The organism is Streptomyces sp. NPDC053493, assembly GCF_044544825.1.
Taxonomy (GTDB): Bacteria; Actinomycetota; Actinomycetes; order Streptomycetales; family Streptomycetaceae; genus Streptomyces.
In genome coordinates this window covers 94,881-120,671 of the sequence record NZ_JBITXS010000002.1, presented here as the reverse complement: position 1 = coordinate 120,671, position 25,791 = coordinate 94,881, and the positions used below count along the sequence as shown (strand labels likewise).

General features: G+C 74.2%; 18 protein-coding genes. 9 read left to right on the top strand and 9 right to left on the bottom strand.

Annotated elements, in window-relative coordinates:
- Nucleotides 1-35 precede the first annotated feature (35 nt).
- From ACIGO8_RS06225 to ACIGO8_RS06215, 3 genes are all read right to left on the bottom strand, one after another.
- Nucleotides 36-650, bottom strand: coding sequence for a cysteine hydrolase family protein (locus ACIGO8_RS06225; protein ID WP_399724657.1), 615 nt, complete (start codon nucleotides 648-650; stop codon nucleotides 36-38).
- Between the two features lie 131 nt (nucleotides 651-781).
- Nucleotides 782-2,065: a cation:proton antiporter gene (locus ACIGO8_RS06220; RefSeq protein WP_399724655.1), complete on the bottom strand. Its 1,284-nt coding sequence runs from the start codon at nucleotides 2,063-2,065 to the stop codon at nucleotides 782-784.
- Between the two features lie 3 nt (nucleotides 2,066-2,068).
- On the bottom strand, nucleotides 2,069-2,539 hold the full coding sequence (locus ACIGO8_RS06215; RefSeq protein WP_399726756.1) for a cation:proton antiporter regulatory subunit: 471 nt from the start codon (nucleotides 2,537-2,539) through the stop codon (nucleotides 2,069-2,071).
- A gap of 226 nt (nucleotides 2,540-2,765) precedes the next feature.
- Here ACIGO8_RS06215 and ACIGO8_RS06210 point away from each other — a divergent pair, with 226 nt between their 5' ends.
- The 3 genes from ACIGO8_RS06210 (at nucleotide 2,766) to ACIGO8_RS06200 (ending at nucleotide 7,425) form a co-directional block, all read left to right on the top strand.
- Complete coding sequence (locus ACIGO8_RS06210; RefSeq protein WP_399724652.1) at nucleotides 2,766-4,121, top strand: hypothetical protein; 1,356 nt, start codon at nucleotides 2,766-2,768, stop codon at nucleotides 4,119-4,121.
- A gap of 162 nt (nucleotides 4,122-4,283) precedes the next feature.
- Nucleotides 4,284-5,042: an HNH endonuclease family protein gene (locus tag ACIGO8_RS06205; protein ID WP_399724650.1), complete on the top strand. Its 759-nt coding sequence runs from the start codon at nucleotides 4,284-4,286 to the stop codon at nucleotides 5,040-5,042.
- A 163-nt stretch (nucleotides 5,043-5,205) separates the two neighbouring features.
- The gene (locus tag ACIGO8_RS06200) at nucleotides 5,206-7,425 is read left to right on the top strand and encodes a lanthionine synthetase LanC family protein (RefSeq protein WP_399724647.1); all 2,220 of its coding nucleotides are present in this window, start codon (nucleotides 5,206-5,208) and stop codon (nucleotides 7,423-7,425) included.
- A gap of 316 nt (nucleotides 7,426-7,741) precedes the next feature.
- Here ACIGO8_RS06200 and ACIGO8_RS06195 read toward each other — a convergent pair whose 3' ends face one another.
- From ACIGO8_RS06195 to ACIGO8_RS06185, 3 genes are all read right to left on the bottom strand, one after another.
- Complete coding sequence (locus ACIGO8_RS06195; RefSeq protein ID WP_399724644.1) at nucleotides 7,742-10,822, bottom strand: AAA family ATPase; 3,081 nt, start codon at nucleotides 10,820-10,822, stop codon at nucleotides 7,742-7,744.
- Between the two features lie 189 nt (nucleotides 10,823-11,011).
- The gene (locus ACIGO8_RS06190; RefSeq protein ID WP_399724641.1) at nucleotides 11,012-11,653 is read right to left on the bottom strand and encodes a response regulator; all 642 of its coding nucleotides are present in this window, start codon (nucleotides 11,651-11,653) and stop codon (nucleotides 11,012-11,014) included.
- Nucleotides 11,641-12,846, bottom strand: coding sequence for a sensor histidine kinase (locus tag ACIGO8_RS06185; protein ID WP_399724638.1), 1,206 nt, complete (start codon nucleotides 12,844-12,846; stop codon nucleotides 11,641-11,643). The genes ACIGO8_RS06190 and ACIGO8_RS06185 overlap by 13 nt, the downstream gene beginning before the upstream one ends.
- A 301-nt stretch (nucleotides 12,847-13,147) precedes the next feature.
- Between ACIGO8_RS06185 and ACIGO8_RS06180 the strand changes: the two genes are divergently transcribed.
- Both ACIGO8_RS06180 and ACIGO8_RS06175 read left to right on the top strand, forming a co-directional pair.
- Nucleotides 13,148-14,440, top strand: coding sequence for a YncE family protein (locus tag ACIGO8_RS06180; protein ID WP_399724635.1), 1,293 nt, complete (start codon nucleotides 13,148-13,150; stop codon nucleotides 14,438-14,440).
- A gap of 119 nt (nucleotides 14,441-14,559) precedes the next feature.
- Complete coding sequence (locus ACIGO8_RS06175) at nucleotides 14,560-16,452, top strand: glycoside hydrolase family 5 protein (protein WP_399724633.1); 1,893 nt, start codon at nucleotides 14,560-14,562, stop codon at nucleotides 16,450-16,452.
- 92 nt (nucleotides 16,453-16,544) lie between these two features.
- On the opposite strand, the gene ACIGO8_RS06170 is transcribed toward ACIGO8_RS06175, so the two are convergent.
- The 3 genes from ACIGO8_RS06170 to ACIGO8_RS06160 form a co-directional block, all read right to left on the bottom strand.
- Nucleotides 16,545-18,620: a discoidin domain-containing protein gene (locus ACIGO8_RS06170; RefSeq protein ID WP_399724630.1), complete on the bottom strand. Its 2,076-nt coding sequence runs from the start codon at nucleotides 18,618-18,620 to the stop codon at nucleotides 16,545-16,547.
- Nucleotides 18,621-18,822: 202 nt separating this feature from the next.
- On the bottom strand, nucleotides 18,823-19,416 hold the full coding sequence (locus ACIGO8_RS06165; RefSeq protein WP_399724628.1) for a TetR/AcrR family transcriptional regulator: 594 nt from the start codon (nucleotides 19,414-19,416) through the stop codon (nucleotides 18,823-18,825).
- A gap of 53 nt (nucleotides 19,417-19,469) precedes the next feature.
- The gene (locus ACIGO8_RS06160; protein ID WP_399724625.1) at nucleotides 19,470-20,060 is read right to left on the bottom strand and encodes an HD domain-containing protein; all 591 of its coding nucleotides are present in this window, start codon (nucleotides 20,058-20,060) and stop codon (nucleotides 19,470-19,472) included.
- A 226-nt stretch (nucleotides 20,061-20,286) separates the two neighbouring features.
- Here ACIGO8_RS06160 and ACIGO8_RS06155 point away from each other — a divergent pair, with 226 nt between their 5' ends.
- The 4 genes from ACIGO8_RS06155 (at nucleotide 20,287) to ACIGO8_RS06140 (ending at nucleotide 25,672) form a co-directional block, all read left to right on the top strand.
- On the top strand, nucleotides 20,287-22,614 hold the full coding sequence (locus ACIGO8_RS06155) for a collagenase (RefSeq protein WP_399724622.1): 2,328 nt from the start codon (nucleotides 20,287-20,289) through the stop codon (nucleotides 22,612-22,614).
- Nucleotides 22,615-22,681: 67 nt separating this feature from the next.
- Nucleotides 22,682-23,836 (top strand): NAD(P)/FAD-dependent oxidoreductase, encoded by a 1,155-nt coding sequence (locus ACIGO8_RS06150; RefSeq protein WP_399724619.1) that lies wholly within the window; start codon nucleotides 22,682-22,684, stop codon nucleotides 23,834-23,836.
- A gap of 11 nt (nucleotides 23,837-23,847) precedes the next feature.
- The gene (locus ACIGO8_RS06145) at nucleotides 23,848-24,159 is read left to right on the top strand and encodes a (2Fe-2S)-binding protein (RefSeq protein ID WP_399724616.1); all 312 of its coding nucleotides are present in this window, start codon (nucleotides 23,848-23,850) and stop codon (nucleotides 24,157-24,159) included.
- A complete protein-coding gene (locus ACIGO8_RS06140; protein WP_399724613.1) occupies nucleotides 24,140-25,672 on the top strand; it encodes an FAD-dependent oxidoreductase in 1,533 nt (510 codons plus the stop codon). The genes ACIGO8_RS06145 and ACIGO8_RS06140 overlap by 20 nt, the downstream gene beginning before the upstream one ends.
- Nucleotides 25,673-25,791: the final 119 nt, after the last annotated feature.

The window sequence follows — 25,791 nt, the reverse complement described above, 5'->3', positions numbered from 1 at the left end:
CCCGCGGGCCCCTCCTCGGCTCGGCCGAGCCAGGCTCAGCTCAGCGCGGCGGCGTTCGGCACGACGACGCCGTACAGGTCGTCGATCGTCGCCAGCGCGCCCTGGTGGAGCTGCTCGGCGGACACCTCGGTGCCCACGGTGCCCAGCGGGCGGGTGGCGCAGGCATCGGCGACGACGGTGGGACGGTTGCCGCGCAGGAAGGCGCCGGCGGCCGTGAACGCCACGCACATGTGGGTCATGAACCCGGCGACGACGACGTCCTTGTGGCCGGCGGCGTCGAGGTGCTCGGCCAGGTCGGTGCCGACGAACGCGTCGGGCGCGGTCTTCACCACGACGGCCTCGCCCTCGACCGGAGCCACCTTCGGGTGGATCTGCCCGATCTCGGCACGGATGTCGTACGGAGTTCCCTCGCCGCCGTCGTTGACCACGTGGATCACCGTGGCGCCGGCGGCCCGGGCACGGGCGAGCAGCCCGGCGGCGGAGTCGAGGGCGGCCTCCCAGCCGGTCAGCTCCATCACGCCCGTGGTGTAGGTGTTCTGGTAGTCGATCAGGATCAGGGTCGAGCCGGCCAGCGAGGCCGGGGTCTGGTCGAAGCCGCTGAGCTCGCGCAGGGTGGTCGCCGGCGTGATCGACGGAGTGGTGCCAGGCATGCTGATGCCCCTTCTCAGGGTCGTGGTTCGGGTGCGGTCGAAGGGCCCGGAGTGCGGCCGGGTGACCGTGCTTCCACGCTACGAACCACCGCCGCATGGCGGCAATGTCATGCGAGTTGCAGATCCGGACATCAGTGCGTCTCGCCCACCGGGTCGAGCAACCCGTCCCGCGACTGCCGCGACCCGTCCGCAGCCGCGTCCGCCGGTCCGTCCGCCGACCGGTCCGACGATGCGTCCGCCGGAGCGGCCGTGCCTCGGCGGCGCCGGGTCAGCCGGGTGGCGACGGGCTCGGTCCAGCGGGCGGTGAGCGGACCGAGGACGACCAGGATGAGGACGTACGCGGTGGCCAGCGGTCCCAGCGAGGGCTCGATGCCCGCCGTGACCGCGAGGCCCGCGATGACGATGGAGAACTCGCCGCGCGCCACCAGCGTGCCGCCGGCCCGCCAGCGGCCCTTGGCCGAGATCCCGGCCCGCCGCGCCGCCCAGTAGCCCGTCGCCACCTTCGTACCGGCCGTGACGACGGCGAGCGCGAGTGCCGGCAGCAGGACGGGCGGGATGCTGGCCGGGTCGGTGTGCAGGCCGAAGAAGACGAAGAAGACCGCGGCGAACAGGTCCCGCAGCGGGCTGAGCAGATGGTGCGCGCCCTCCGCGACCTCGCCGGACAGCGCGATGCCGACCAGGAACGCGCCGACCGCCGCGGACACCTGGAGCTGCTGCGCCACGCCCGCGACCAGCAGCGTCAGTCCCAGGACCACGAGGAGCAGCTTCTCCGGGTCGTCGCTGGAGACGAAGCGGGAGATCAGCCGTCCGTAGCGGACCGCGACGAACAGGACGAGGCCGGCGACACCGAGCGCGATGGCGAGCGTCACGCTGCCCGCGGCCGGGCCCGCGCCGGCGAGCAGGGCGGTGACGATCGGCAGGTAGACGGCCATCGCGAGGTCTTCGAGGACCAGGATGCTGAGCACCACCGGCGTCTCGCGGTTGCCCAGCCGGCCGAGGTCGCCGAGGACCTTGGCGATGACGCCGGAGGAGGAGATCCAGGTGACGCCGGCGAGGACGACGGCGGCGACCGGGCCCCAGCCGAGGAGCAGGGCCATGGCCGCGCCGGGCAGGGCGTTGAGGGCGGCGTCCACGAGACCGGCGGGATACTGCGTCTTGAGATTGGTGACCAGGTCCGTGGCGGTGTACTCGAGGCCGAGCATCAACAGCAGCAGGATGACGCCGATCTCGGCGCCGATGGCCACGAACTCCTCGCTCGCGCCGAGCGGCAGCAGTCCGCCCTCACCGAAGGCGAGACCGGCGAGCAGATAGAGGGGTATGGGCGAGAACCGGAGTCGTCCGGCGATCCGGCCGAGGAGGCCGAGGCCGAGGATGATCGCACCGAACTCGACGAGGAAGACGGCGGACGAGTGCATGGATCACTCCCTTTCGAGTATCAGGGCGGCGGCGTCGACCCCTTCGCGGGTGCCGATGACGATGAGCGTGTCGCCTCCGGCGAGGCGGAAGTCGGGGCCGGGGGAGGGGATCGCGTCGGCGCGGCGGAGCACGGCCACGATCGAGACGCCGGTCTCGGTGCGCATCCGGGTGTCACCGAGCAGGCGGCCGTTCCAGTGGGAGCCGGAGGACAGTTCGATCCGCTCGGCCACGAGGCCGAGGTCGGTGGTGGAGAGCAGGCTCGGGCTGTGGTGGGAGGGCATCAGCGCGTCGATGAGGGCCTCGGACTCGCCGGCGCTCAGCCGCACCGACAGGCTGCATTCGTCGGGATCGTCGCGGCGGTAGGCGCTCAGTACCCGTGTCCCGTCGCGGCTCGCGACGACGGACAGCCGGCGGTCCTCGCGGGTCGTCAGGTCGTAGCGGACACCGATTCCGGGCAGCGGGGTACGGCTCATGCGGGCAGCGGGCACGACGGCTCTCCTGGGAGTGGGCACACGAAAGCGAGACGTCCCGTGGGCGGGCGTCTTGGTAATTACTTTACCCAGGCAACAAATGGGTGCAGGAGCGGACCCATCGGAACGGACGCCCACAAGTCGTCCCTCTCGTAGAGATCTTGCGCACCCGACGGCGGCGTGGTCCCATGTCCTGTCCTTTCCAAGATCACGACAATGGGGGTACGTGATGACCGGACAGCACCTGGACAGACGGTCCGTCATGCGCGGCGTGGCCACCGCCGGGGCGGGCGTCGCGGCGGGAGCGCTGGCGGCCGGCGGCGGCACCGCCTACGCGGCGGGAGCCGGCGGCGACCCGTACGTGGTCAACGTGATGAGCCACAACGCCGACCCGACCGGCGCCACGCCGAGCGACGCCGCCTTCCGCGCGGCCGCCACCGAGCTGCTCTCGGCCGCCAACTGGCAGAAGAACCCGATCTCCGGCACGATCCTGAAGAAGGTCCTGCTGATCCCGCCGGGCAACTACCTGCTCACCGAGCCCGACTCGCTGCTGCCCCACGTCGACGGCCGGGGCGGCGGCGGTGTCATCGACGGCATCGCCATCAGCGGCTACGGCAAGCGGACCTCCCGGATCGTGTACGCGCCGACGGCGAACGACACCACGCTGTGGACCAACTACCGCCGCTACAAGAACATCCGGATCTCCGGCCTCACCTTCACCAGCACCAACCCCACCTCCAGCTTCTGCTACTCCTACTCGGAGGACGGCGGCTACGGCGCCCAGGACACCTGGTACACCGACGTGGAGTGGCGGGGCGACTGGAAGCGCGGCATCGGCCTGGACGGCCCCGTGGACGCCACGCAGCAGGGCCAGGCCCAGTCCGACCTCAACAGCGAGATGGGCTGGGACCACTGCCAGATCGGCGGCACCTACTCCGAGGCCTTCCTCGTCACGGGCATGAACACGGCCGCCACCCAGCAGGACCAGTTCCTCAACTACTGGTTCCGAGACTGCAAGGTGGAGTTCAAGTCGGGCGTGTTCGTGAAGAACATCCGCGGCGGCTCGATGAACTTCATCGGCGGCTCCTACATCCTCACCGACGGCGCCAAGGCCGGCACCTTCTTCCAGCTGACCTCCGACGCCGCCTCCCGGTTCGACTCCGTCCTGCGCCTGTTCGCGCAGGGCATCCGCTTCGAGCTGCAGGGCCCGAACCACAAGGTGATCGACTCCCGCTGGACCCGCGGCAACATCACCTTCGTCTCCTGCGACGACACCGCGCAGCACTTCCAGGACTGGGCGCCGGGCGCCGTGACGCACGCGTACGCCTTCGACGTGGACGGCGCGAGCGGCCCGATGGTCCGCTACCTCGACTGCGCCCTGATGGGCACGCACCGGGTGACGACCGGAAGCACGCCGACCACCTCGGGCAAACTGCTCTACGACGGCTGCCGCTTCATCGACGCGCGCAAGCCGGCCGGCACCGACGGTTTCCTGCGGTGGACCGGAACGGCCGCGCCGCGCCACGAGATGCGCGACTGCCTCGCCGGGCCGACCTACACGCCGGACGTGAAGTACCCGGCCTGACGCCCCGCACCCGGCCTGACGCCCAGGACCCGGCCCGACGCCCCGCACTCCGCAAGGCGGCCCGCACCCGCAAGGCCGCCCCGCACCCGCAGACGGCCCGCCGCCCGCCGCCGGATACGCTGCCGCGCGTAACGGCGGCAAGCGGAGGGAACGATTCGGCTCATGGGGCGTCAGAAGCAGGGCTCGACATCCGGTCTGACGGCACGTGCGACCGCGGCGGCGGCGCTGCTCGCCGTCACGCTCACGGGCTGTTCCGGACAGGCCGGCGGCCCCCTCGGCGCGGGCCCGGACGGCAAGGGCGGCGGCACGACGCCGGCCGCCCCGTCCTCGCCGGGCGCGGCCGGCGCCGGCCGCGGCGGCGACGGAAAGCTGCCCGGCATGCCCACCGTCGCCGAGGCGCGCGCCCAGCTCGCGCGCCTCACCGTCGCACCACGCGGCTCGATGACCGGGTACAGCCGCGACAAGTTCCCGCACTGGACCGAGCAGGGCGACAGCTGCAACACCCGCGAGGCCGTCCTCGAGCGCGACGGCACCGGCGTCCGGCGCGACGCCGAGTGCCGCGCCGTGTCCGGCACCTGGATCAGCGCGTACGACGGCAAGACGCTCACCAAGGCGTCCGGCGTGGACATCGACCACACCGTGCCGCTGGCCAACGCCTGGCGCTCCGGCGCCAACCGCTGGACGCAGGAGAGGCGCAAGGCCTTCGCCAACGACCTCACCCATCCCCAGCTCCTCTCCGTCTCCGCCGTCTCCAACCGCTCCAAGGGCGACCAGGGCCCCGACGCGTGGCAGCCGCCGTCGCGCACCGCCTGGTGCTCCTACGCACGGGCCTGGACGTCCGTGAAGTCGACGTACGGCCTGACGGCGACCGCGGCGGAGAAGACCGCCCTCGGTCGCATGCTGGACACCTGCGCCTCCTGACCCCCCGCATTCCCGCGCGGCCCGGCGCCCGGATTATGGGGGCGGATCTCCCATGTGCGGGACCGGCGGACGGCGTTGACTGGCGCGGGCCGGACCGGCCGGCTGGGGCGGACACCGTCCGCTGCGGCCTCCGGACGAACGCAGAGGCTGAGCAGAGGCAGAGATGCAGAACGAACGACGGGTGAAGCGGTTCCTCCTGGCCGGGCACGACACACTGTTCTTCGATCCGGCCGAGGACGGGATGCCCGACACGGGCGCGCGGAACGGCGGCCGGGTGCGCGGCCGGCTGCTCGGCGGGCGCTTCCGGGTGACCGGCGAGCTCGGTCCCTGCCGCGCCGGCGACGTCTACACCGCCGAGGACACCGCCCGCGGCGGCCGTACGGTGGTGCTCAAGGAGGCTTGCCCGCACACCGGCCAAGAGGACGGCCGCCACGATGCCGGCTCCGGCGCCGCCGGCCTGCTCGCCGAGGAGTGGGCCTTCCTGAACCTGCTCGTCGGCACCGGCCGCTTCCCGCTCCCCGTCGCGCGCTTCACCCAGGGGGAACACCACTATCTGGCCGCGGAGTTCGTCGAGGGCGCCGACGTCCACGCGGTGCTGCTCGCCCGCAACCCGCTCACCCGACCCGCCTTCGACGTCGCGTGCTCGCGGGACTTCCTCAGGCTCTTCCTGGCCGTCTTCCGCAGCCTCGCCCTCGCCGTCCGCGCGGCCCACGACCGCTGCGTCGTCCTCGGCGACCTCACCGCCGACCACCTGCTCCTCGACCCGGACAGCCACGAGGTGACGGTCGTCGGCCTGGAGGCCTGCCGCCTCGCCGGGAGCGTGGAGGGCGACCTCCACGACCTCGCCACCACCATGGCGCAGCTCGTCTTCCCGGTCGCCGCCGTGCCGTACCACCGCGCCGAACTCCTCGACACCAGCCGGATCCTCCTCGACGGCCTGGGCTGGCCGCCCCGCGTCCACGAACTCCTCACCGGCCTCGCCACGGCGCGCATCGGCCTCACCGACCTCGTCGAGGCCCTCGACGAGGCCCTCGACGAAGCCCTCGAGGAAGCTCTCGACGAGGACGAGCGGGGCCTGCTCGACCAGGTCCGCGCGCCCGCGCTCCAGCCGGTCCACGGTTCCGTACGTGATGCCGGCTCCGACACCGGTGCCGTCGACCCGGAACCGCTCGCACGGGCGGAGGCGGGCGTGGCCGCGTTCGTCACCGCGGTCGCCGACACCGACCGCGCCACCCTCTTCCCGGTCGACCCGTTCGCGCACGTCACCAACCCGCTCAGCCTCGGCTTCGGAGCCGGCGGAGTGCTGTGGGCGCTGCACGCGTCCGGCGTGCCCGTCCGCCGGGAGTGGCACGACTGGCTGCGCGAGCGGCTCGACGGCATCGACCTGCGCGCGTATCCCGACGGGCTGATGAGCGGCCTCGCCGGACTCGCCTGGTCCGCCGACCGCCTCGGTCTCGGGACGCAGGCGAAGGAACTGCTCGACCACGCCAACCGGCGCGCCCACGCCTGCGCCGACCTGAACCCCGACCACACCTTCTACTACGGCCTGTCCGGGCTCGGCATGACCAACCTCCGCTTCCACCTCCACGGCCGCGACCGGCACCACCTCGCCGCGGCCCGGCGGTGCGCGGACGCGCTGAGCGACACGGTGCGGCGCGAGGGCGGACTCGCGTACTGGCTCAACGCCTTCGTCGCCGGCCGGCCGCTCACCGGACTCGGCTTCGGCCAGGCGGGCGTCGCCCTGTTCCTGCTGCGGATGCACCAGGTCACCGGCGAGGAGCGCTATCTGCGGCTCGGCCGTGACGCGCTCGCCTGGGAGATCGACCGCGCCCGGCCGGCCGAGGACGGCGACGCGGACGGGAACGGGAACGGGACCGGGACCTGGACCGCGGCATGGGACGGAGACGGGCGGGGCGGGTCCACGGCCGGCGGGCCCGGGCCCGAGGGCGCGATCGAGCCGTACGCCGGGGCGGATTGCGCCGGCGTGGCGCAGGTCCTGCTGCGCTACGGCGACCTCGACGCCGCCCGGACCGTGCTGCGCGGCCTTCCGCTCGGTCACCGGGCGTTGCCCGGTTACGCGTCGGGCATCAGCGGCGTCGCCGACGCGCTCCTGGACGCCACCGAGTTCACCGGCGACCGCGCCTTCCGCGCCGCCGCCCTGCGCCGGCTCGACTTCGTGCGCAAGGTCTTCCTCTTCCAGCCGGACCGGATTCTGCGCGTCCCGCGCGAGGACGACCGGCCCGCGCCGCTCGCCGTGCCCGGCGAGGGACTGCTGCGCTGCGCGACCGACTACCTGACGGGCTCGGCCGGTGTCCTGCGCGTGCTCCACCGGGCCCGCACCGGCGGCACCGCGGACTTCCTCCTGGACGAGGTGGCCCGGTGACCCGCTCGGGCCCCGCCCCGCACGGTCACCGGCGCCGGAGTACGGCGCCCGGCGTTCCCCGGCGCGGGCACGGAGGTCTTGCAGCCACGCGTCCGGCCGATCCGTCGGCGGACGGCGCCCCGTTCCGGCCGCGCCCGAGGAAGTGCCGGGCCGATCAGGCCGGACCGGCGAGCGGCGTCCGGCGCGTTCTGGGCGCGCTTCCCGTGCCCGAAGGGCTACGGAGGAAGCGCGCCGGGCGTCGCGGGCCCGGCCTGATCGACAAGCCACCGCCTAGGTCGTGTCCGCAAAGTCCCGCCTGACCTGCGGGCAGACGGCGCTACTTTCCGGACACGACCTCCGCGCCCGCCGGCCTGGCCAGATCGCGTGCGCCGGAGGCCGCCCGCTGGTCCGGGCCGACCGACAGGACGCCGCCGAGGTCGCGGGCGGCCGACGCGAAGGCCGCCCGGTCCGGGAGGCCGGTCTTCTGCAGGACGCTCGCCACGTGCTTCTCGACGGTACGGGGCGAGATGTGCAGCCGGCCCGCGATGTCCCGGTTGCCGAACCGTTCCGCCAGGAGCCGCGCCACCTCGAACTCGCGCACCGTGATCCCGCACCGGCGAAGACCCGCCGGAACCAGCTCCGTGCCCGAGCGGCGCTGCCTGACCGGCGCGCCCATCCCGCGCAGCAGCGCCCGGCAGGCCCCGGCGACCGGCGCGACCCCGGCGCCGTGGAAGTACTCCTCCGCCTCGCGCAGCCAGTCCACCGGGGCGCCCCAGCCGTCCTCGTAGGCCATGCCCGCCGCAAGCCGCAGCCCCAGGTGGCGTGCCACGGGATACGGCGCCGCCGCCTCCAGGGCCGCGTCGGCGGCCGCCGACGCCTCGCCCGGCCGGCCCTCCCGGCCGAGCAGCACGGCGTGCGCGAGGCCCACGAACGGGCGGTTCCAGCGCGCCGCCGCGGCGCTCACGCCCGCGACCCGGTCGTGGTGCCGCCGCCCCAGACGCCCGGTCAGCACACCGAGGAGCAGGGCGACGCCGTGCCGGCCGAAGTCACCGCTCGCCGGGTTCTCCGCGTCGTACGCGAGGGCCTGGGCGAACTCCCGCTCGGCGGCCTCGTGGTCCTCCTCCAGGAGCGAGCAGAACGCCCGGGCGAGCCCGTACTCCATCGCCCGCAGTCCGGGCGCCGCGTCCGCCAGCGGAGCGAACCGTTCCAACGCCTCGCGCAGCCCGGCCCGGTGGCCCTGGTGCGCCTCGCGCACCGCGTCCGCGAGCCGCCACAGGGCCACGGCCCGGCCCAGGCCGTGGCGTTCGGCGTCCGTCACGCCCTCCTGGACCAGCTCCCCGGCCGCCGTGAACGCCCCGCGCCGCACCCGGTCGAGCGCGAGCGCGAAGCCGGTCTCGTGCGCCAGCGGCCGAAGTCCCGCGGCGAGCGCCTCCCGCCGCACCTGCTCCACCGCCGCCGTCAGACCGTCGCGGCGCATCGCGAGCCGGGCCAGACAGGCGTCGGCTGCGATCCGCAACGGCACCGACCCGGGTCCCGACGGCCGCGCCGGCTCGCACGCCGATTCGCACGCCGGTCCGCGCGACGGCTCCCGCGCCGGCGCGGCCGGCGCCGCGAGCTGCCGGGCCCGGGCGAAGTACGCCGCGGCGGCCTCCTCGTCCCGGTCCTGGACCAGCCGGCCCAGCGCCAGCAGCGCCCGCCCGGCCGCCTCCGGCAGCCCGGCCCGCGACGCCGCCCGCGCGGCCCGCCGGGCCGACTCCGCGGCGGTCGTCAGCCGCTCCGGCGCCACCCGCCCCGGCTCCACGTACGCCGCCGCCAGCTCCACCACCGCCGTGTCCTCGTCGTCCCGGGCGCTCCCCGCTGCCGCCGCCCACCGCGCCAGGTCCAGCTCCCGCGCCGCCTCCCCGGGCCGGCCCGCGAGCACGTGCACCTGCGCGAGCCGCGCGTGCAGCCCGGGCCGCCGCGGACCGTCGAGGGCGGTCCGGCCCGGCGCCCGGGCCGGCCGTGCGCCGGGCGTGAGCGGGGCGCCCTCGCCGCTGACGCAGGCGGGCAGGGCGTCCAGCCGGCCGGTACGGATCACCACGTCCAGGAGACGGTCCACGACCTCGGCGTGGCTCTGCGCGGGCGCGACGCTGTGCGCGGAGGCCAGCAGTCCGAGCGCGTGGTCCGGACGTCCGGCCGAGGTGGCGCGGCCGGCGGCCTCGACGTAGTGGCGCACGGCCTCCTTCCAGTCACCGGCGAGGGCGTGCAGTGCGGCGGCGCGGGCGCACCACTCGTCCGGGAGGCCGGGATGCAGCGCGGCGACGGCCGCCGCCGCCCGGCGGGCGGACGCCGCCCTCTCGGACGGCCCGAGCGCCTCCCGCAGCGCCCGCGCGGCCAGCGGATGGCGGAAGGCGTACCAGTCGGGATCGGCCGGGTCCGGCACGATCAGGGCGGCGGCGGACGCGGCCCGCAGCAACGCGGCCAGCTCGTCCGCGCGGCAGCCGGTCGCCTCCCGCAGCACCGGCACCGGGAAGCGCGCCCCGAACAGCGCGCCCGTGCCCAGGAGTTCCGCGGCCGCCGGCCCGAGCCGCTCCGCCCGGCGCGTGACGCCGTCCGCGACGGAGGCCGGCACCCGATCCGAGCCGCGGGCCCGCTCCCGTATCGACTCCCGTACGACGAAGGGAATGCCGGCCGACTCCTCCCAGATCCGCCGCGCGACCGCGCCGCTCACCGCGCCCGCCGCCATCCGCCGGACGTCCGCGGGCCCGAGCGGACCCAGGTCCAGCACCGTCGCGTTCTCGCAGCGGCGTGCCTGGGCGACGAGGGCCTCGTCCGGGCCGGTGGTGAGCAGCAGCACGGCCGGGAGCGGTGCGAGGTGGTCGACGAGGTAGTCGACGACGGCGAGGGTTCCCGGGTCGGCCTCGTGCAGGTCCTCGAGGACGAGCAGGAACCCGCGCCGCCGCCCGGCCACGGCGCCGATCAGCCGCAGGACCGCCTCGGCGGCCACGAGAGGCGGCACGGCGAAGACCCCCGTGCTTCCCGTGCCGCCTCCCTCCCCGTCGTCGAGGAGCCGGGCCAGGACCTTCGCGTACGGCCCGAGTTTGGCCTCGTCCGGCAGCCGCTCGGCCCGGGCCAGGCCGTAGAGCGCCTCGACCAGCGGCCGGTACGGGACGGCGGCCGCGGCTCCCACCGAGCCGGGCCGCCCCCGCACCGCGGTCATGCCGGCCCCCGTGGCCGACCGGACCGCCTCGGCGGCGAGCCGGGTCTTCCCCATACCCGGTTCGCCGGTGACGACGACCACCCCGCCCCGCCCCCCGCGGGCGGCCGCCAGGACTTCCCCGATGCGCCTCGTCTCCTCACGCCGGCCCACGAGTTCCTCCCGCCCCCCGACGGGAGGACCTGCGAGGACCGCGGTGGCACGGGCGTACGGCTTCGTCATCTGCCTCTCCTGGTGGGTGAGGGAAGAGGGAGTCCGGCCGGCCGGACGGCGCCGCGGCGACGGGGGTGTGACCGCGGCGCCGTGGACGACGATAGGAAGCAGGCCACGCCCCCTGCAGCCGTCCGTTTGGGGGGCTTGCGCGAAGCCCGGCCTGGTCGCCGCGACGGCCCGGCCGCCGCAGGTCCCTCCTCAGCCGGCGTCCAGGCTGTCCTCCCGGACCCGGCGGGCGAGGTCGATCTTGGTGTACGCCGGCCGCCCCGCCTGCTGGTACTTCGCCTTGACCCGGTCGAGGTAGTCCTTGGCCGTGTGGACGGTGATCCCGGCCCGCCGGGCGGCCGACTTGAGCGTCATCCCGGACGCGTAGTCGAGCAGGATCTGCCGCTCGCGCGGCGAGAGCCGGGGCGCGGCGGGCGAGTCGTCGTGCGCGCAGGCGAAGGCGAGCTCGGGGGAGTGGGCGCCGTGGCCGGCCACGACGTCCTGGACGGCGGCCACCAGCGTGGGCAGGTCGTTGTCCTTGGTGAGATAGCCGTCTGCGCCGGCCCGCAGCGCCTCGATGACGCGGGTGCGGTCGGGGACGGTGCTGATCACCAGGACCCGGCTGCCGGTGCGCAGCAGCCGCCGGATGTTGTCGCCGGGCGTCGAGCCGTCGCGTAGCAGCAGGTCGAGCAGCACGATGTCGGGCGGCGTGGCGGGGCCGGTCGCCAGGAGTTCGGCGACGGTGGCCGCGGTCGCCACGAGCCGCAGTTCGGGCACCTGGCCGAGCCAGGCCCGCATGCCGTCCAGGAGCATCCGGTCGTCGTCGACCACGGCGACGTCGATCATCCGGGCCATCTCAGCTCCACCCGTACGCCCTCGCCGGGTGCGGTGTCGACGACGGCGAGGCCGCCGACCTCGGCCATCCGCGCGTACACCGAGCCGCGCAGGCCGAAGCCGGGCACGTAGTCGTCGGGGTCGAAGCCGGGTCCGCGGTCGACGACGGTGACGACGGCGCCCGCCCTCCGGCCGTCGCCGGCCCCGGAGCCCGCGGTGCCGGTGCCGGTGCCGTGGCCGTCGTCGATGGCGCCCTGGTCCGGGTGGGCGTGGCGCGCGCCGGTGGCGGTGAGATAGGCGTGTCCGGTGCCCGCGTGGCGCCGTACGTTGTTGAGCGCCTCGCGGGCGGCGTCGGCGAACGCGGCGGCGACCTCCGGCGGCACCTCGGGCAGCTCGTGGTACTGGGCGGTGACCCGCAGCCGCAGGCTCTCCGCCGACTCGACCGCCTCCTCCAGCGCGGCGCCGAGCTCGGGATGGTGCACCTCGTCGGCCGTCTGCTGGATCAGCCGGCGCAGATACGCGGCCTCGCGGGCGCACCGCTCGCGTACGGCGGGCGCGTTGGCGTCGACGCCGCCGGCGGCGAGGGTGGTGAGGGTGGCGAGAACGGTGTCGTGCAGCGCCCGGTGGTGGTCGAGCCGCTCGGCGTAGCGGGCCTTCTGGGCCTCGGCCGCGACGGCGCGGGCGTTGGCCTCGTCCAGCAGCCTTCCCTGGCGGCGCAGGTACCACCACATGACCCAGGCCATGACGGCGGAGGAGAGCAGCGAGTTGAGATGGCCGCCGAGGACGGCGCGGTTCGCGCCGACCAGGTGATAGCCCGCCAGATGGGTCGCGACGAGCAGGGCGACCGCGGTGAGGGCCTGGTAGCGGGCGAGGGCGATGGCCGCGGCGGCGCTCGCCGAACCGCCGAGCAGCATCGCCCAGCCGATGGCCGGCGTCTCCCGCACCCCGCCCCACGCGTACAGCGCGAACGGCAGGAGGCAGCCGGTGACCAGGACGTCCGCCCACACCAGCCGGCCGTCGAACCAGCCGCGCCGCAGCGCCGTCCCGTACAGCAGCAGGCTGAGGCCGAGCGCGACCGCGATCCCCAGGTACTGCGCGGGATGGTCGGGGCGGCGCTGGGCGACGGCGAGCACGCCGACGGTGAGATGGCTCGCCCGGTAGAGCAGGGTGGTGAGGATCATGAAGGACTGGGCGCGCTGGAGCGCGGAGCCCACGCCGTCCGTCCGCCGTAGTGCGCGCCATCGCCACACAGGTAAGGAACCGCCCGCCACGAGCACGCCTCCCCTTTCGCCATCGTTCGTCAGCGTTCCCCCGCCGCCCGCATTCTCCCGCACGAGACACCCGGGCACAGGGCCGCTACCAGCCGTTTTGTGGAGGCTGTGAAGGCGGTGTGCGGGAGGTGTGGCGGCAGGGCGTACCCACTGGTAACAGGCGGGCTCCAAGGGCTTGTTGGGTACGGCGTGTCCGTGGTTACCTCGGGTAAGTCCCCACCTGGAGCCGGAAGAAGGAACCCCCATGCCCTCTCCCCGCCTGCCCCGCCGGCGCCTCGCCGGCCCCCTCGCCGCCGCGCTCGCCCTCCTCGCCGCCGTGAGCGGCGGAGCCGCGGCCGCACCCGCCGCCACCGCGGCCGCCACGGACGCGCCGGCCGCCGCCGGAGCGGCCGGCCTGCGCGAGGTCATGTTCGTCGGGAACAACTGGGACGGCACCGCCGACGTCATCGAGTCCCGCGGCGACTTCCGCCGCCTGGCCCGCGTGAACGTGATCCCCGACCGCGACGAACGCATGCGGGAGATCCACCTCGACCCGATCAGGCTGGCCTTCTTCCTCGGCGTCCGCAGCGGACCGGGCGAGGGGCACGACCAGTTCGTCGACGACATGTACGCCACTCCCGACGGCTCCGCGATGGTCGTCTCCCGGCCCAGCTTCGCCGACGTGGTCTCCGTCGACCTGCGCACCGGCCGGATCAACTGGCGCTTCGCCGTGGCCGGTTACCGCTCCGACCACATGGCCGTCTCGCCCGACGGCACCCGCGTCGCCGTCTCCGCCTCCACCGCCGACACCGTCCACGTCCTCGACATCGCCACCGGCCGGCAGCTCGGCTCCTTCAAGACCGGCAGCAAGCCCCACGAGAACGTCTTCACCGCCGACGGACTGCTGTGGAACATGTCCATCGGCGAGGTCACCACCGCCCTCGACGCGCCCTGGCTCGACTGGACCAAGGGCGACCGGAAGATCACCGTCGTCGACGCGAACACCTTCAGGACCGTACGCGTCATCGACATGCGCGACCGCCTCGACGCCTTCGGCCGCGGCGACCTCTCCGACGCCGTGCGCCCGCTCGTCTTCACTCCCGACGAGAAGAAGCTCTACTTCCAGGTCTCCTTCTTCAACGGCTTCCTCGAGTACGACGTCGCCACCGACCGCATCACCCGCCTCAAGACCCTGCCCGGCAACCCGAAGACCGACCCGGACCGCACCACCTGGGTCAACGACTCGCGCCACCACGGGCTCTCGATGAGCCCCGACGGCACCCGGCTGTGCGTCGCGGGCACCATGGACGACTACGCGACCGTCGTCGACCGCGACAGCCTCAAGGAAGGGCCGCTGGTCGAGGCGAGCAAGCCCTACTGGGCGACCGTCAGCGGCGACGGGAAGTCCTGCGTCATCTCCGAGAGCGGCGCCGACCGGGTGACCGCCATCGACTTCGCCACCGGGCAGCGCGTCGCCACCGTCGACGTCGGCGACCACCCGCAGCGCGTACGGCTGGCGCACGTGCCCGCCGACTGGACGGGCCCCGCGGCCCGCTGACCCGCGCCCCTCACCCTCCCGCGAAGGACATCGTGAACAGAACCCTCCTGGGGGCCGCGCTCGCCGCGGCCCTTCTGGCTGCCGGAACACCGTCGGCCCACGCATCCGCGTCCGTCTCCGTGACCGCGCCCCTCTCCGCATCCGCACCCGCGTCCGTCTCGGCGACCGTGACCGTGCCGGCGGCCAGCTCCGCCGCCGGCACCGGCGCGGAGCCGCTCGGGGCCACCGCCCTCGCCGACAGCTGGCGGCCTCCGCTCAGCACCCGCGGCCGCTACCTCGTCGACGCCGACGGCGACCGCTTCAAGCTGAGGTCCGCCAACTGGTCCGGCGCCCAGGGCTCCTGGAACGGATCCGGCGACATCACCGATCCCGCGAGCCACCACGACGCCGAGAAGTCCGACCAGCTGCCCCTCGGCCTCGACCGGGCCCCGCTCGCCACGATCCTCGCCGACTTCCACGCCCTGGGCATCAACAGCGTCCGGCTGCCGTTCTCCAACGAGATGCTCCACGACCGGCGGCCCGTCCCCGACGCCGCCGTCGCCGCCAACCCGCAGCTGCGCGGCCGCACCCCGCTCCAGGTGTTCGACGCCGTGATCGCCGCGACGACCGCCGAGGGCTTCGCCGTCGTCCTCAACAACCACACCAACACCTCCCGCTGGTGCTGCGGCCTCGACGGCAACGAACGCTGGAACACCAGCCAGTCCACCGCCCAGTGGGAGGCCGACTGGCTGGCCGTCGCCCGCCGCTACAAGGACGACAAGCGCGTCGTCGGCGCCGACCTGTACAACGAGGTCCGCCGCACCGTCATGGACGACGCCAACTGGGGCCGGGGCGACGACCACGACTGGTGGACCGCGAGCCGCCGGCTCGGCGACCGGCTGCTCACCGAGGCCAACCCCGACCTCCTCGTCATCGTCGAGGGCATCAACTGGCAGGGCATCCCCGCCGACGGCCTCCCGCACGGACGGCCCACCCTCGAACCCGCCCGCACCCTCTCCCACACCCTCGTCGCCGCGAACAAGCTCGTCTACTCGGCCCACTTCTACGGTTACACCGGGCCGAACCACACCGGCGCCACCGGCACCGGCGAGACCCACGACCCGCGCTATCAGGAACTCTCCCGCGACGAGCTCTTCGCCACCCTCGACCGGCAGGCCTTCTTCGTCGCCGAGGACACCGGCCGGCACTACACCGCACCCGTCTGGATCAGCGAGTTCGGCATCGGCGCCGACGAGACCGATCCGCGGGCGCGCGCCTGGTTCGGCCACCTCGTCGACCACCTGATCGCCCACGACACCGACTTCGCCTACTGGCCGCTGCTGGGCTTCACCGGCCACGGCCGCTGGAAACTCCTCGACTACGACTCCGCCGGCCGCCGCTCCGGCATCCTCGACGGCTCCGACTGGCGCGCCACCGACTGGATCCGGCTCGTCACCGCACCCGGCAGGTCCGGCCAGATCCCCGTCACCGACACCTGGGACATGCTGAACCTCGACCACGACGACGCCGTCGCGTCGCTGCGCGCCCGGGCCGGCGGCGACTGGGACAGCGGCGCCCGCAAGGGCGTCTGCCCGGACGGGCAGCGTCTCGTCGGCCTGGCGCACCGCGACGGCCGCGGCCTGTGCACCGACGCCGGCGCGCCCGGGCTCGCCGCGCCCGCCGGCGCCCTCACCGTCGTCACCGACGAGCGCCATGTCACCGACGGCGACTGGGCCACCGGCTACACCAAGCTCCAGTGCCCCCGCGGGCAGTTCCTGACCGGCTACAGCGTCCGCGGCCAGGCCGTCTCGGCCGCCCTGTGCGCGCCCGCGGCCCGCGCGCTGCCCACGGCCGGCCGCACCGTCTGGTTCGACCGCGGCGACAACCGCCCGGCCGGCGCGCCCGGCGGCGAGTTCGCCCTGGGCAACTACAAGGGCCAGTGCGCCACCGGCGAGTACGCGGCCGGGATCGCCTTCACCGGCGCCTGGGCCAAGGGCAAGACACCCGACGCCCTGCTGTGCCGCACCCTCTAGACCCGTACCTGGAAGGCGCACGCGTACGAGAAAGGGGCCCGCCGGACATCGGTCCGGCGGGCCCTCTTCGTCAGGTCAGGAGCGGCGGCAGGTCAGGACCTGGTCACCTTCACCTCGTACAGCGAGTAGCCCCAGCCGGTGGCCCGGCGCTCGCCGTGGATCCGTACGTAGCGGGCCTGCTGCGAGGCGAACTCCGCCGTGTCGTAGCCGCCGTCACCCGAGTCCGTGGACCACACGGAGCGCCAGTTCGCGCCGTCGTCCGACAGCTCGATCCGGTACGCCCGCGCGTAGGCCCGCTCCCAGTCGAGCGTCACCCGGCCGACCCGCCGCACCGAGCCGAGGTCGGCCTGCCACCACTGGTCGTCGGACCACTCGCTCGCCCAGCGGGTGCCGGTGTTGTCGTCGACGGCGAGGCCGGGGGAGTAGTCGACGAACGGGTTCCACCACTGGGTGGAGGAGGCGGCCGTCGGCGCGCCCTGGGCGAGGTTGACGCCCGGCTCGTGGGTCTCGGTGGCCTTCCAGGTCGTCAGGTACGACTCCGCGCCCTTCGCCAGTTCGTCCACGACGCCCGGCCCGCCCGGCGTGAGCCGGATCTGCTCGATCCAGTCCGGGACGAGACCGTTGTGCGCGGCGCCGTCGGTGTTCAGGTCCCAGGTCCGCTGCCCCGTCACCTGCCGGTCGAGCACCGATCCGCCGTCGAAGCTCCTGAACGGGTACGTGACGGCGTTCGGGGCGCCCGCGCCGACCGGTCCCGGCCAGCCGCCGACGCCGTTCATGTCGGTGCCGTAGCCGAGGCCGACGCCGTACTTCCGGCGCAGCTCGGCCTTCTGGCCGGCCTCGCCGATGAAGCCCTGGGCGCCGTGCATGTACTCGGCGACGAAGCCGCCGAGGCGGTAGACCCGCTCCGTCCAGTCCAGGTCCATCCAGCTGTGGCTGGAGATGACGCCCGGGTACTCCTCGGCCTCCAGGATGTCCAGCGCCCGGCCGGCCGCCTTCACGCTCATGTGGTCGAGCTCCAGCATCATCCCGCGCTTGATCATGCCCTTCAGGGCGTACTCGCCGAGCCGGGTCAGGCCGCGGGTGTTGCAGCGGGCGTCGGAGGCGTACGAGGGGACGCTCACGCCGGGCGGCAGCTTCGCGGCCATCGCGGCCGGTGCCACCAGGCCGATCGGGTTGTCGGCCTGCGGGCCGGCGCACTTCTCCGTGGCCCAGAAGGTGCCTGTGGACAGGAACTGGCCGATGTTGACGGCGACGCCCGTGGTGCCGCTGTCGAAGCGGACGCCGCACAGGGCGTTGTCGAACTTGTGGCACAGGAACATGCTGCGCACGCCGAGCCCGTACAGCTCGTCCAGGCCCTTGTCGATGTCCGCCTGACCGCACTGGGCGACGTCGAGGATCTGCTTGCAGCCGAACGGCTCGGAGGTCTCCACGCCGAGCACGACCGCCAGCTTGCCCTGCTGGATCACCGAGCGGGCCTGCGCGGAGTCGGTGACGATGCGGAACCAGCCCTTGCCGGGGCCGCCGTACATCCGGTCGACGTAGTCCTGGAGTTCGTAGGTCTTGCGCGCCTCCAGGCGGATGGCGTCCATCTCGTCGCAGCCGCGGTCGCGGGGCAGGATCGAGCAGATCAGACCGTTGGTCACCAGGTCGTTGACCAGCACGCGCTGGCCGCCGCGCCAGGCCCGCTCGACCCAGGCGTAGTAGTTCTGCTGGTGGCTCAGCGAGTCGTGGGCGGGCCAGTCCTTGAAGGTGGGCCAGCCGACCGGGTCGTGGTGCCCGTCGTCACCGCCGGTGAGGTGCTCGAAGAGGGCGCCCGAGCCGTCCGGGTAGTGCTCGGGACAGTCCTTGAGCGCCTCGGCGGCGCCGCCCTCGGCGAAGGTCTGGCCGCAGATCATCCGGCCGCCGAAGCCCTCGTTGGACATCAGGTGGTTGTGCGCGTCGACGAAGCCGCGCACCTTGCCCTGGGCGTCGGTGCCCTTGAACGGGGCGCCGGTGACGTTGATCTGGGAGTCGGTCGACGGGCGGGCGGTCGGCTCCCACCAGGAACCGCCGGTGTCGGCGGCGGGCACGGGCCCGGCGCCGAAGACGACGGTGGCCAGCGCGATGAACAGGGACGCGAGAGCGAGCCGGCCGCGGCCGCCCGTCGCGCGCGTAGAGGGTCGTTTCATGTGGTCAGCCACGCCTTCGGTCAAGGGGGATACCGGGCTGTGAGCCGTCCGTGGGGGTTTCTCGCGGTAACACCGGCTCGGGCCGAGGATCGCGAGGATCGCGGAGTGAGTCAAGAGTCCGGGTCAAACGACCTGTTGAATGATCGTCAGCTGCCCGGCCCCGGCGCACGGGTACCCGGTCGTGCCCCTCGCCCGAGTGCTGTCAGCCCTCGATCAGCGTCACGAGCTGGTCCGCGGTGGTGTCCAGCAGGGCCGCGGCGGCCTCCTCGTCGCCCAGGACCAGGAACTGCAGCGTCAGCCCGTCGATCGTCGCCGCGAGCACCCGCGCGAGCAGTCCCACCGGCACCGCAGGCGTCACCGCGCGCACCGCGCACACCTGCTCGACCAGGACGGCGGCGGAGGCCACGTACTGCTCGTACTGCGCCCGCGCGAGGTGCTCGAAGCCGGCCTCGCGCAGCGCGTACTGGGTGAGCTCGTAGGTGAGCATGTGCTCGGCGGGGTGGGCCACCACATGGTCCCAGTACGAGCCGAGCGCGGCCCGCACCGTCTCGCGCAGCGTCGCCCTCGGCTCGACGGCGGACATCACGCGGGACACGTAGTTGCCGGTGATCGCGCCGATCGCGGCCTCGAGGAGCTCCTGCTTGGAGTCGAAGCAGTAGTGGAAGACGCTCAGCGACACCCCGGCCTCGGCGCAGATCGACCGCGTGGTCGTCCGCGCCACGCCGTCCCTGGCCATGACCCGGACCGCGGCCTCGACCAACTGCCGGCGTCGCTCGGCCGACGGCATCCGCGCCATGCTTCCTCCTCGCTCCCGGCGCCAGGGTAACCGCCCGCCCCGCACCGCCCGCGTCACACCGCCTGTGCCGCCTGAAACCCCAACCGCGCCCCAGCCTCGTCCCCGATCCGCCCGAGCTCGTCGTCCAGCTCCAGGAACACCTCCCACCGCTCCCGCCCACCGGCCTGTGCGAGCTGCCCCACGACGAGGTCCTCGAGACCGGGGACCCGCTTGTTCTTCCACACCTTGTCGGCGAGGCTGACCAGCAGGTCCTCGAAGCCGACGTCCGGTGCGTCCCAGGACGCGTGGCTCGCGGCGAAGCGGGCGAGCCGCGCGTCCACGCCGTGGGCGAGCAGCAGATCCCGCCCCGCGGCCTCGTGGTCCGAGCCGGGGCCGGACAGTTCGCCTCGGTGAAGCGTCTTGCCGATGTCGTGAGTGGCGGCGCCGAAGAGGACGGCGGCGCGGTCGAACTGGAGTGCCGGATGCCGCTGGCCGGTCCACTCGACGAGCTGCGCGGCGACGTCGTGGACGGCGCGCAGGTGCGCGACGAGGCGTGGTGGGGCGGCGAGCGCCGCAAGGAGGTCGGCGACCGGGTGCGGGAGCGGGCGCAGGGGCGGGTCGTCGAGGTCGTCGAGGGCGAGGGAGCGGAGGCGGTCGGCGGTCATCCGGCCAGGTTAACGAGGGCCTGACGGGCCACCAGGCGGCCGGGATCCGAAGCCCCTTCGGGACGGGGCCGGGGGTGGCGTGAACGGCTGGTGGCCGCAGGGGTCTTGTCAGTGCAATTTCACATTACTATGTTACCGCTCACGCGCCGACGGCCCACAGGCCGTCAACTCCCGTGTGAGCCAAGGGAGTCCGCCGCGCGCATCCCCCACAAGGAGACCCACAGCCGTGCGAACCTCCCTCCTCGCCACCGCCGTCGCGGTGACCCTCCTCGCCTCCGCCGGCCAGACCACGGCCCAGGCCACCGAGCGCCCCGCACCGGCCGAGGCACCGGCCTCGGCGCCGGCGCGCGCCCAGGTGCCCGCCGCCTTCGCGGCGAACCCGTTCGACGAGGTCGAGCACCTCGCCAACCCGCGCGCCGCCAAGCCCGCCCCGGCGCCCGCGCCCGGCGGCGCCGGCACGCAGGCCCGCGTGCCCGGGCCGGTCAAGGCCAAGGCCGCGGCCACCGCCCGCACCACCACCGCCGCCGGCGTCCCCTGCACCCTCGACGGCGTCACCGGCCTCTCGCCCGAACGCTTCGCCGACTTCCTCGCCGATCCCGCCGTCACCGCCGACGGCTGTCTGCGCGGGCTCATCTGGACCTGGGACGCCCGGCTCGCCCCGGTCATGTCGGACGCCCACGTGCAGGCCGTCTCCCGCCGGATATCCAGCCTGGCCGCCGCCCACGACGGCCGGAACTCCACCCACCTGGAGGAGATGTTCACCTACCTCCACGCCGTGGCCTACCACGACTACTCCCGCTCCGAGATCGACGTCACCGACGCGCCCACCGTCGACGCGATGCGCCGGGCGATCGCCGACTTCGGCGCCGCCGCCCGCACCTTCGACGTCACCGCCGCCAACGCCCGCACCCTCCGCGAGGCCCTCTACGCCGGCAGCGCCCCCGGCCTGCGCCAGCACCAGCTCGGCCTGATCGTCAAGGTGCTCGCCACCATGGACGGCGCCCACCCGGCGACCAGCCAGGACCCCACCTGGGCCGGCGCCGCCCTCGCCGCGCTCTCCGTCAACTACCTCGGCGTCTACCCGGGCAACCAGGACACCGCCTTCCACGCCGCCGCCAAGGCCGACCCCGCCTACCGCGCCGCCTTCAAGGCCTTCGCCGGACACACCCACCTCAAGGGCACCGCCAACGCCTGGGTCGTCCGCGACGCGCTCTCCGAATACGGCCGCTTCGGCCAGATCTCGGGCCTCCAGGACGGGATCGTCGCCGACCTCGGCGCCCTGCTCCGCCCGGTCGAGTCCGGCTTCGGCTACGGCAGCGAGCAGTGGGCGAAGGTCGTCACCTGGCTCAACTTCTACAACGCCTGCGCGCCCTACGGCGTCTGCAAGGCCGACATCGAGAAGAGACTCTTCCCCTTCGCCTACAGCTACGACAACGGCGGCATCAAGGTCCGCACCGCCCTCGACCGGGCCACCGTCGACCAGCTCTACTACGCGAGCAAGCAGGTCAAGGCGCAGTACCACCGGGTGCTCGGCACCGAGACCCCGCTCGCCGGCGACCCCAACACCACCCTGAACATCGTCCTCTACGCCTCCCGCGCCGACTACGAGAACTACCACCCGCTGCTCACCGGCTACTCCACCAACAACGGCGGCATCTACATCGAGAACGGCGCCACCTTCTACACCTACCAGCGGCGCGTCCCGCAGGACTCCACCCTCACCCTCGAGGAGCTCTTCCGGCACGAGTACACGCACTACCTCAACGGCCGCTTCGCCGTCCCCGGCTTCTTCGGCGAAGGGCCCTGGTACCAGGGCGACCGGACCACCGGCATGGACGAGGGCACCGCCGAGTTCTTCGACGGCGCCACCCGTGACAACGGCATCGCCGTCCGCAAGTCCCTGGTCCGCGGCATCATCAACGACACGGCCGGCGGCGGCCCCCGGATGAGCGTGCGCCAGCTGCTGCACGCCACCTACGACGGCGACGGCTTCCGCTTCTACAACTACGCGGGCACCTTCTTCGAGTTCCTGTGGACCGAGCGTCCCGGGCTGCTCCGCGAGATGTACGGGCGCCTGCGCGCCGACGACGTCGCCGGTTTCGACGCCTGGCGCGACCGCCTCGGCGCCGACCCGGCCCTCCAGGCCGCCTACGACCGCTTCCTGGACGCCCAGATCGCCCAGGTCGACCGTCTGTACGTGCCGAACACCACCTTCACGCCCAACGACCAGCTCACGTACTCCACCGTGGCGGGAGTCCGGACCGCCTTCGCCGGGGCCACGTACAGCAACCCGGACTGCGTCGAGAACGGCGACAGCGGCAAGCGGCGCTTCATCTGCACGGGTCGCATCACCGCGAACCTGACGAACGCCGGCAGCGAGGACCAGGTCTTCAAGGACATGTCCGAGACGGTCGACTACTTCCTCCTCGACCGCGCGGGCGCCGCGCTGAACAACCTCGCCGACATGAACTGCTCCTTCGGACCGGTCGAGATCTGGTCCAACCGGACCGCCGGCACCTCCGGCTACCGCTGCGAGGGCCCGCTGCGCAGCTGACCGCCCGTCAACGCCCAGGCCCGCCAAGGGCCTGGGCACCGACTGAAGAATGTGACATATTACTGCCGTGCCCAACAGACACTCCCTGGACGCCGTGATCATCGGTGCCGGCGTCGTCGGAGCCGCGTGCGCGTACTACGCCGCCCGCTCCGGCCTCTCCGTCGCCGTCGTCGACCGCGGTCCCGTCGCGGGCGGCACCACCGGTGCCGGGGAAGGCAATCTGCTCGTCTCCGACAAGGAGGCGGGCCCGGAGCTCGACCTCGCGCTGCTGTCCACGAGACTCTGGCGCGAACTGTCCGGCGCACTCCCACCGGACATCGAGTACGAGCCCAAGGGTGGTCTCGTCGTGGCGCCCGACGAGACCACCCTCAAGGCGCTGCGCGCCTTCGCCGAAGGCCAACGCGCCGCCGGCGTCCAGGCCGTGGAGATCCCGCCCGACGACCTGCCCGCCCTCGAACCCCACCTCGCGCCCGGCACCGCCGGCGCCTTCCACTACCCGCAGGACGCCCAGGTCCAGCCCGCCAAGGCCGCCGCCCGGCTGCTCGCCGCCGCCGGGGTGACCACCTACCTCGGCGAAGAGGTCACCGACGTCCTGCGCACACCCGACGGCGCCGTCCGCGGCCTGCGCACCTCCCGCCGCGAACTGCGCACACCCGTCGTCGTGAACGCGGCCGGCACCTGGGGCGGCGACGTCGCCCGGCTCGCCGGCACCCACCTGCCCGTCCTGCCCCGCCGCGGCTTCGTCCTCGTCACCGAACCGCTGCCCCGCGTGGTGCGGCACAAGGTGTACGCCGCCGACTACATCGCCGACGTGGCCAGCGGCTCCGCGGCCCTGCAGTCCTCCGCCGTCGTCGAGGGCACCCCGGCCGGGCCCGTCCTCATCGGCGCCACCCGCGAACGCGTCGGCTTCGACCGCTCCCTCTCGCCGCAGGCCCTGCGCCGGCTCGCCGCCCAGGCCGCCGCGCTCTTCCCCGTCCTCGCCGACGTGGACGTCATCCGCGTCTACCACGGCTTCCGCCCCTATCTGCCCGACCACCTCCCGGCCATCGGCGCCGACTCCCGCGTCCCCGGCCTCTACCACGCCTGCGGCCACGAAGGCGCGGGCATCGGGCTCGCCCCGGCGACCGGCGCCCTGATCGCCGCGGCCCTCACCGGCACCCGGCCGCCGCTCGACGGCGCCGCCTTCCGCCCGGACCGACCCTTCGAGCATCCCGCACCCTGAAGGACCCTGCGATGAGAACCCCGCGCGACCTCGTGGGCGGCGCGCCCCGGTCCACGTACACCCTCACCTTCGACGGCCGCGAACTGACCGCCCAGGAGGGCCAGACCGTCGCCGCCGTGCTCTGGTCGGCCGGCATCCTCGCCTGGCGCGCCACCCGCACCACCGGCGCGCCGCGCGGCGTGTTCTGCGGGATCGGCCAGTGCTTCGACTGCCTGGTCACCGTCAACGGCCGCCCCAACCAGCGCGCCTGCCTGCTCCCGGCCCGGCCGGGCGACACCGTCACCACCCAGGAGGGAACCGGCCGTGCCGCACTCGAACGCTGAGACCGCCGGGACCGCCGGGACCGCTCGCGCCGGCGGGGCTGCCGAGACCGCTCGGGCCGACCTCGCCGTCGTCGGCGCGGGACCGGCGGGCCTGGCCGCCGCCGTCACCGCCGCCGACCTCGGCCTGAGCGTGGTCCTGCTGGACGCGGGAGCCGGCCCCGGCGGCCAGTACTACCGCCGCCCGGCCGCCGGTCTCGGCGCGGCGCGCCCGCAGGCCCTGCACCACGACTGGACGGCCTTCACGACCCGCCTTCGCCGCCTCCGCGACCACGAGGCCGCGCGCCGCGTCACCTGCCTCACCGGCACCCACGTCTGGACCGTGCTCCCCGGGCACGGACACGACCACGGCACCGGACCAGGAGACGGTGACGGAACCGGAGCCGCAGGCGGAGACCGACGCGGTGTCGGCGGCGCGAGCTGGACCCTTCACGCCCGCACCACCCGGGACGGCGAGGACACCGCCACCACCGTCACCGCCCGCGCCGTCCTCCTCGCCACCGGCGCCTACGAGCGCCAACTGCCCTTCCCCGGCTGGACGCTGCCCGGCGTGCTCGGCGCGGGCGGCGCCCAGGCCATGCTCAAGAGCGGCCTCGTGCTGCCCGGCCGGCGCGTCGTCGTCGCCGGCAGCGGCCCGCTGCTCCTCGCGGTCGCCGCGTCCCTCGCGAGCGCCGGAGCCCGTGTCCCCGCCGTCGTCGAGGCCGGCGCCTACACCGCGTACAGCGGCCACGCGCCCACCCTCCTGCGCAACCCGGCCAAGCTGCTCGAAGCGGCCCGCTTCGGCGCCGCGCTGGCCCGCCACCACACCCGGCTCCTCACCCGGCACGCCGTCGTCGCGGCGCACGGCACCGACCGCGTCGAGGCCGTCACCGTCGCCCGGCTCGACCGCGACTGGCGCCCGCTTCCCGGCACCGCCCGCCGCGTCCCCTGCGACGCGGTGGCCGTCGGCCACGGTCTGGTGCCCGAGCTGTCGCTCGCCACGGCCCTCGGCTGCGCCACCCGGCAGAGCCCCGACGGCACCGTCGCCCTCGCCCTGTCCGACGACCAGCGCACCTCGGTGCCCGGCATCTGGGCCGCGGGCGAGACGGGCGGCATCGGCGGCGCCCAACTGGCGCTCGTGGAAGGCGAACTGGCCGCCCGCGCGATCGCCGGCGCCGCGCCCGGCACCCTCGCCTCCCTGGGCCGGCGCCGGGACCGCCTGCGCGCCTTCGCCGCCGCCATGGCCGCCGCCCACCGTCCCGGCGAGGGCTGGACGGACTGGCTGCGCGCGGACACCGACGTCTGCCGGTGCGAGGAGGTGTCCGTGGGCGCCGTACGGGAGGCGGCCGGGGAACTCGGCGCGCACGACGCACGGACCGTCAAACTCCTCACCCGTGCGGGCATGGGCTGGTGCCAGGGCCGGATGTGCGGACCGGCCGTGGCGGCGCTCTGCGGCGCCGGCGCGGCGCCCGACCGCAGACCGCTGGCGTGCCCGGTCCCGCTGCGTCACCTGGCCCGGCTGCCGGAGGAGTCCTAGGGGGAGTCCTGAGCGCCCGCCACCCGCGCACCCGCTCCCCCTCGCGATCTCCGCTCAACTCGCCCTGCTCACGGTCTTGTGGCCATCGTACGGGCTTCAGTAAAATGTCACACACTACA

Excerpts from the sequence above, each read along its gene's own strand:
- ACIGO8_RS06225 (WP_399724657.1), bottom strand. The coding sequence starts at position 650 with ATGCCTGGCACCACTCCGTCGATCACGCCGGCGACCACCCTGCGCGAG.
- ACIGO8_RS06220 (WP_399724655.1), bottom strand. The coding sequence starts at position 2,065 with ATGCACTCGTCCGCCGTCTTCCTCGTCGAGTTCGGTGCGATCATCCTC.
- ACIGO8_RS06215 (WP_399726756.1), bottom strand. The coding sequence starts at position 2,539 with ATGAGCCGTACCCCGCTGCCCGGAATCGGTGTCCGCTACGACCTGACG.
- ACIGO8_RS06210 (WP_399724652.1), top strand. The coding sequence starts at position 2,766 with ATGACCGGACAGCACCTGGACAGACGGTCCGTCATGCGCGGCGTGGCC.
- ACIGO8_RS06205 (WP_399724650.1), top strand. The coding sequence starts at position 4,284 with ATGGGGCGTCAGAAGCAGGGCTCGACATCCGGTCTGACGGCACGTGCG.
- ACIGO8_RS06200 (WP_399724647.1), top strand. The coding sequence starts at position 5,206 with ATGCAGAACGAACGACGGGTGAAGCGGTTCCTCCTGGCCGGGCACGAC.
- ACIGO8_RS06195 (WP_399724644.1), bottom strand. The coding sequence starts at position 10,822 with ATGACGAAGCCGTACGCCCGTGCCACCGCGGTCCTCGCAGGTCCTCCC.
- ACIGO8_RS06190 (WP_399724641.1), bottom strand. The coding sequence starts at position 11,653 with ATGGCCCGGATGATCGACGTCGCCGTGGTCGACGACGACCGGATGCTC.
- ACIGO8_RS06180 (WP_399724635.1), top strand. The coding sequence starts at position 13,148 with ATGCCCTCTCCCCGCCTGCCCCGCCGGCGCCTCGCCGGCCCCCTCGCC.
- ACIGO8_RS06170 (WP_399724630.1), bottom strand. The coding sequence starts at position 18,620 with ATGAAACGACCCTCTACGCGCGCGACGGGCGGCCGCGGCCGGCTCGCT.
- ACIGO8_RS06165 (WP_399724628.1), bottom strand. The coding sequence starts at position 19,416 with ATGGCGCGGATGCCGTCGGCCGAGCGACGCCGGCAGTTGGTCGAGGCC.
- ACIGO8_RS06160 (WP_399724625.1), bottom strand. The coding sequence starts at position 20,060 with ATGACCGCCGACCGCCTCCGCTCCCTCGCCCTCGACGACCTCGACGAC.
- ACIGO8_RS06145 (WP_399724616.1), top strand. The coding sequence starts at position 23,848 with ATGAGAACCCCGCGCGACCTCGTGGGCGGCGCGCCCCGGTCCACGTAC.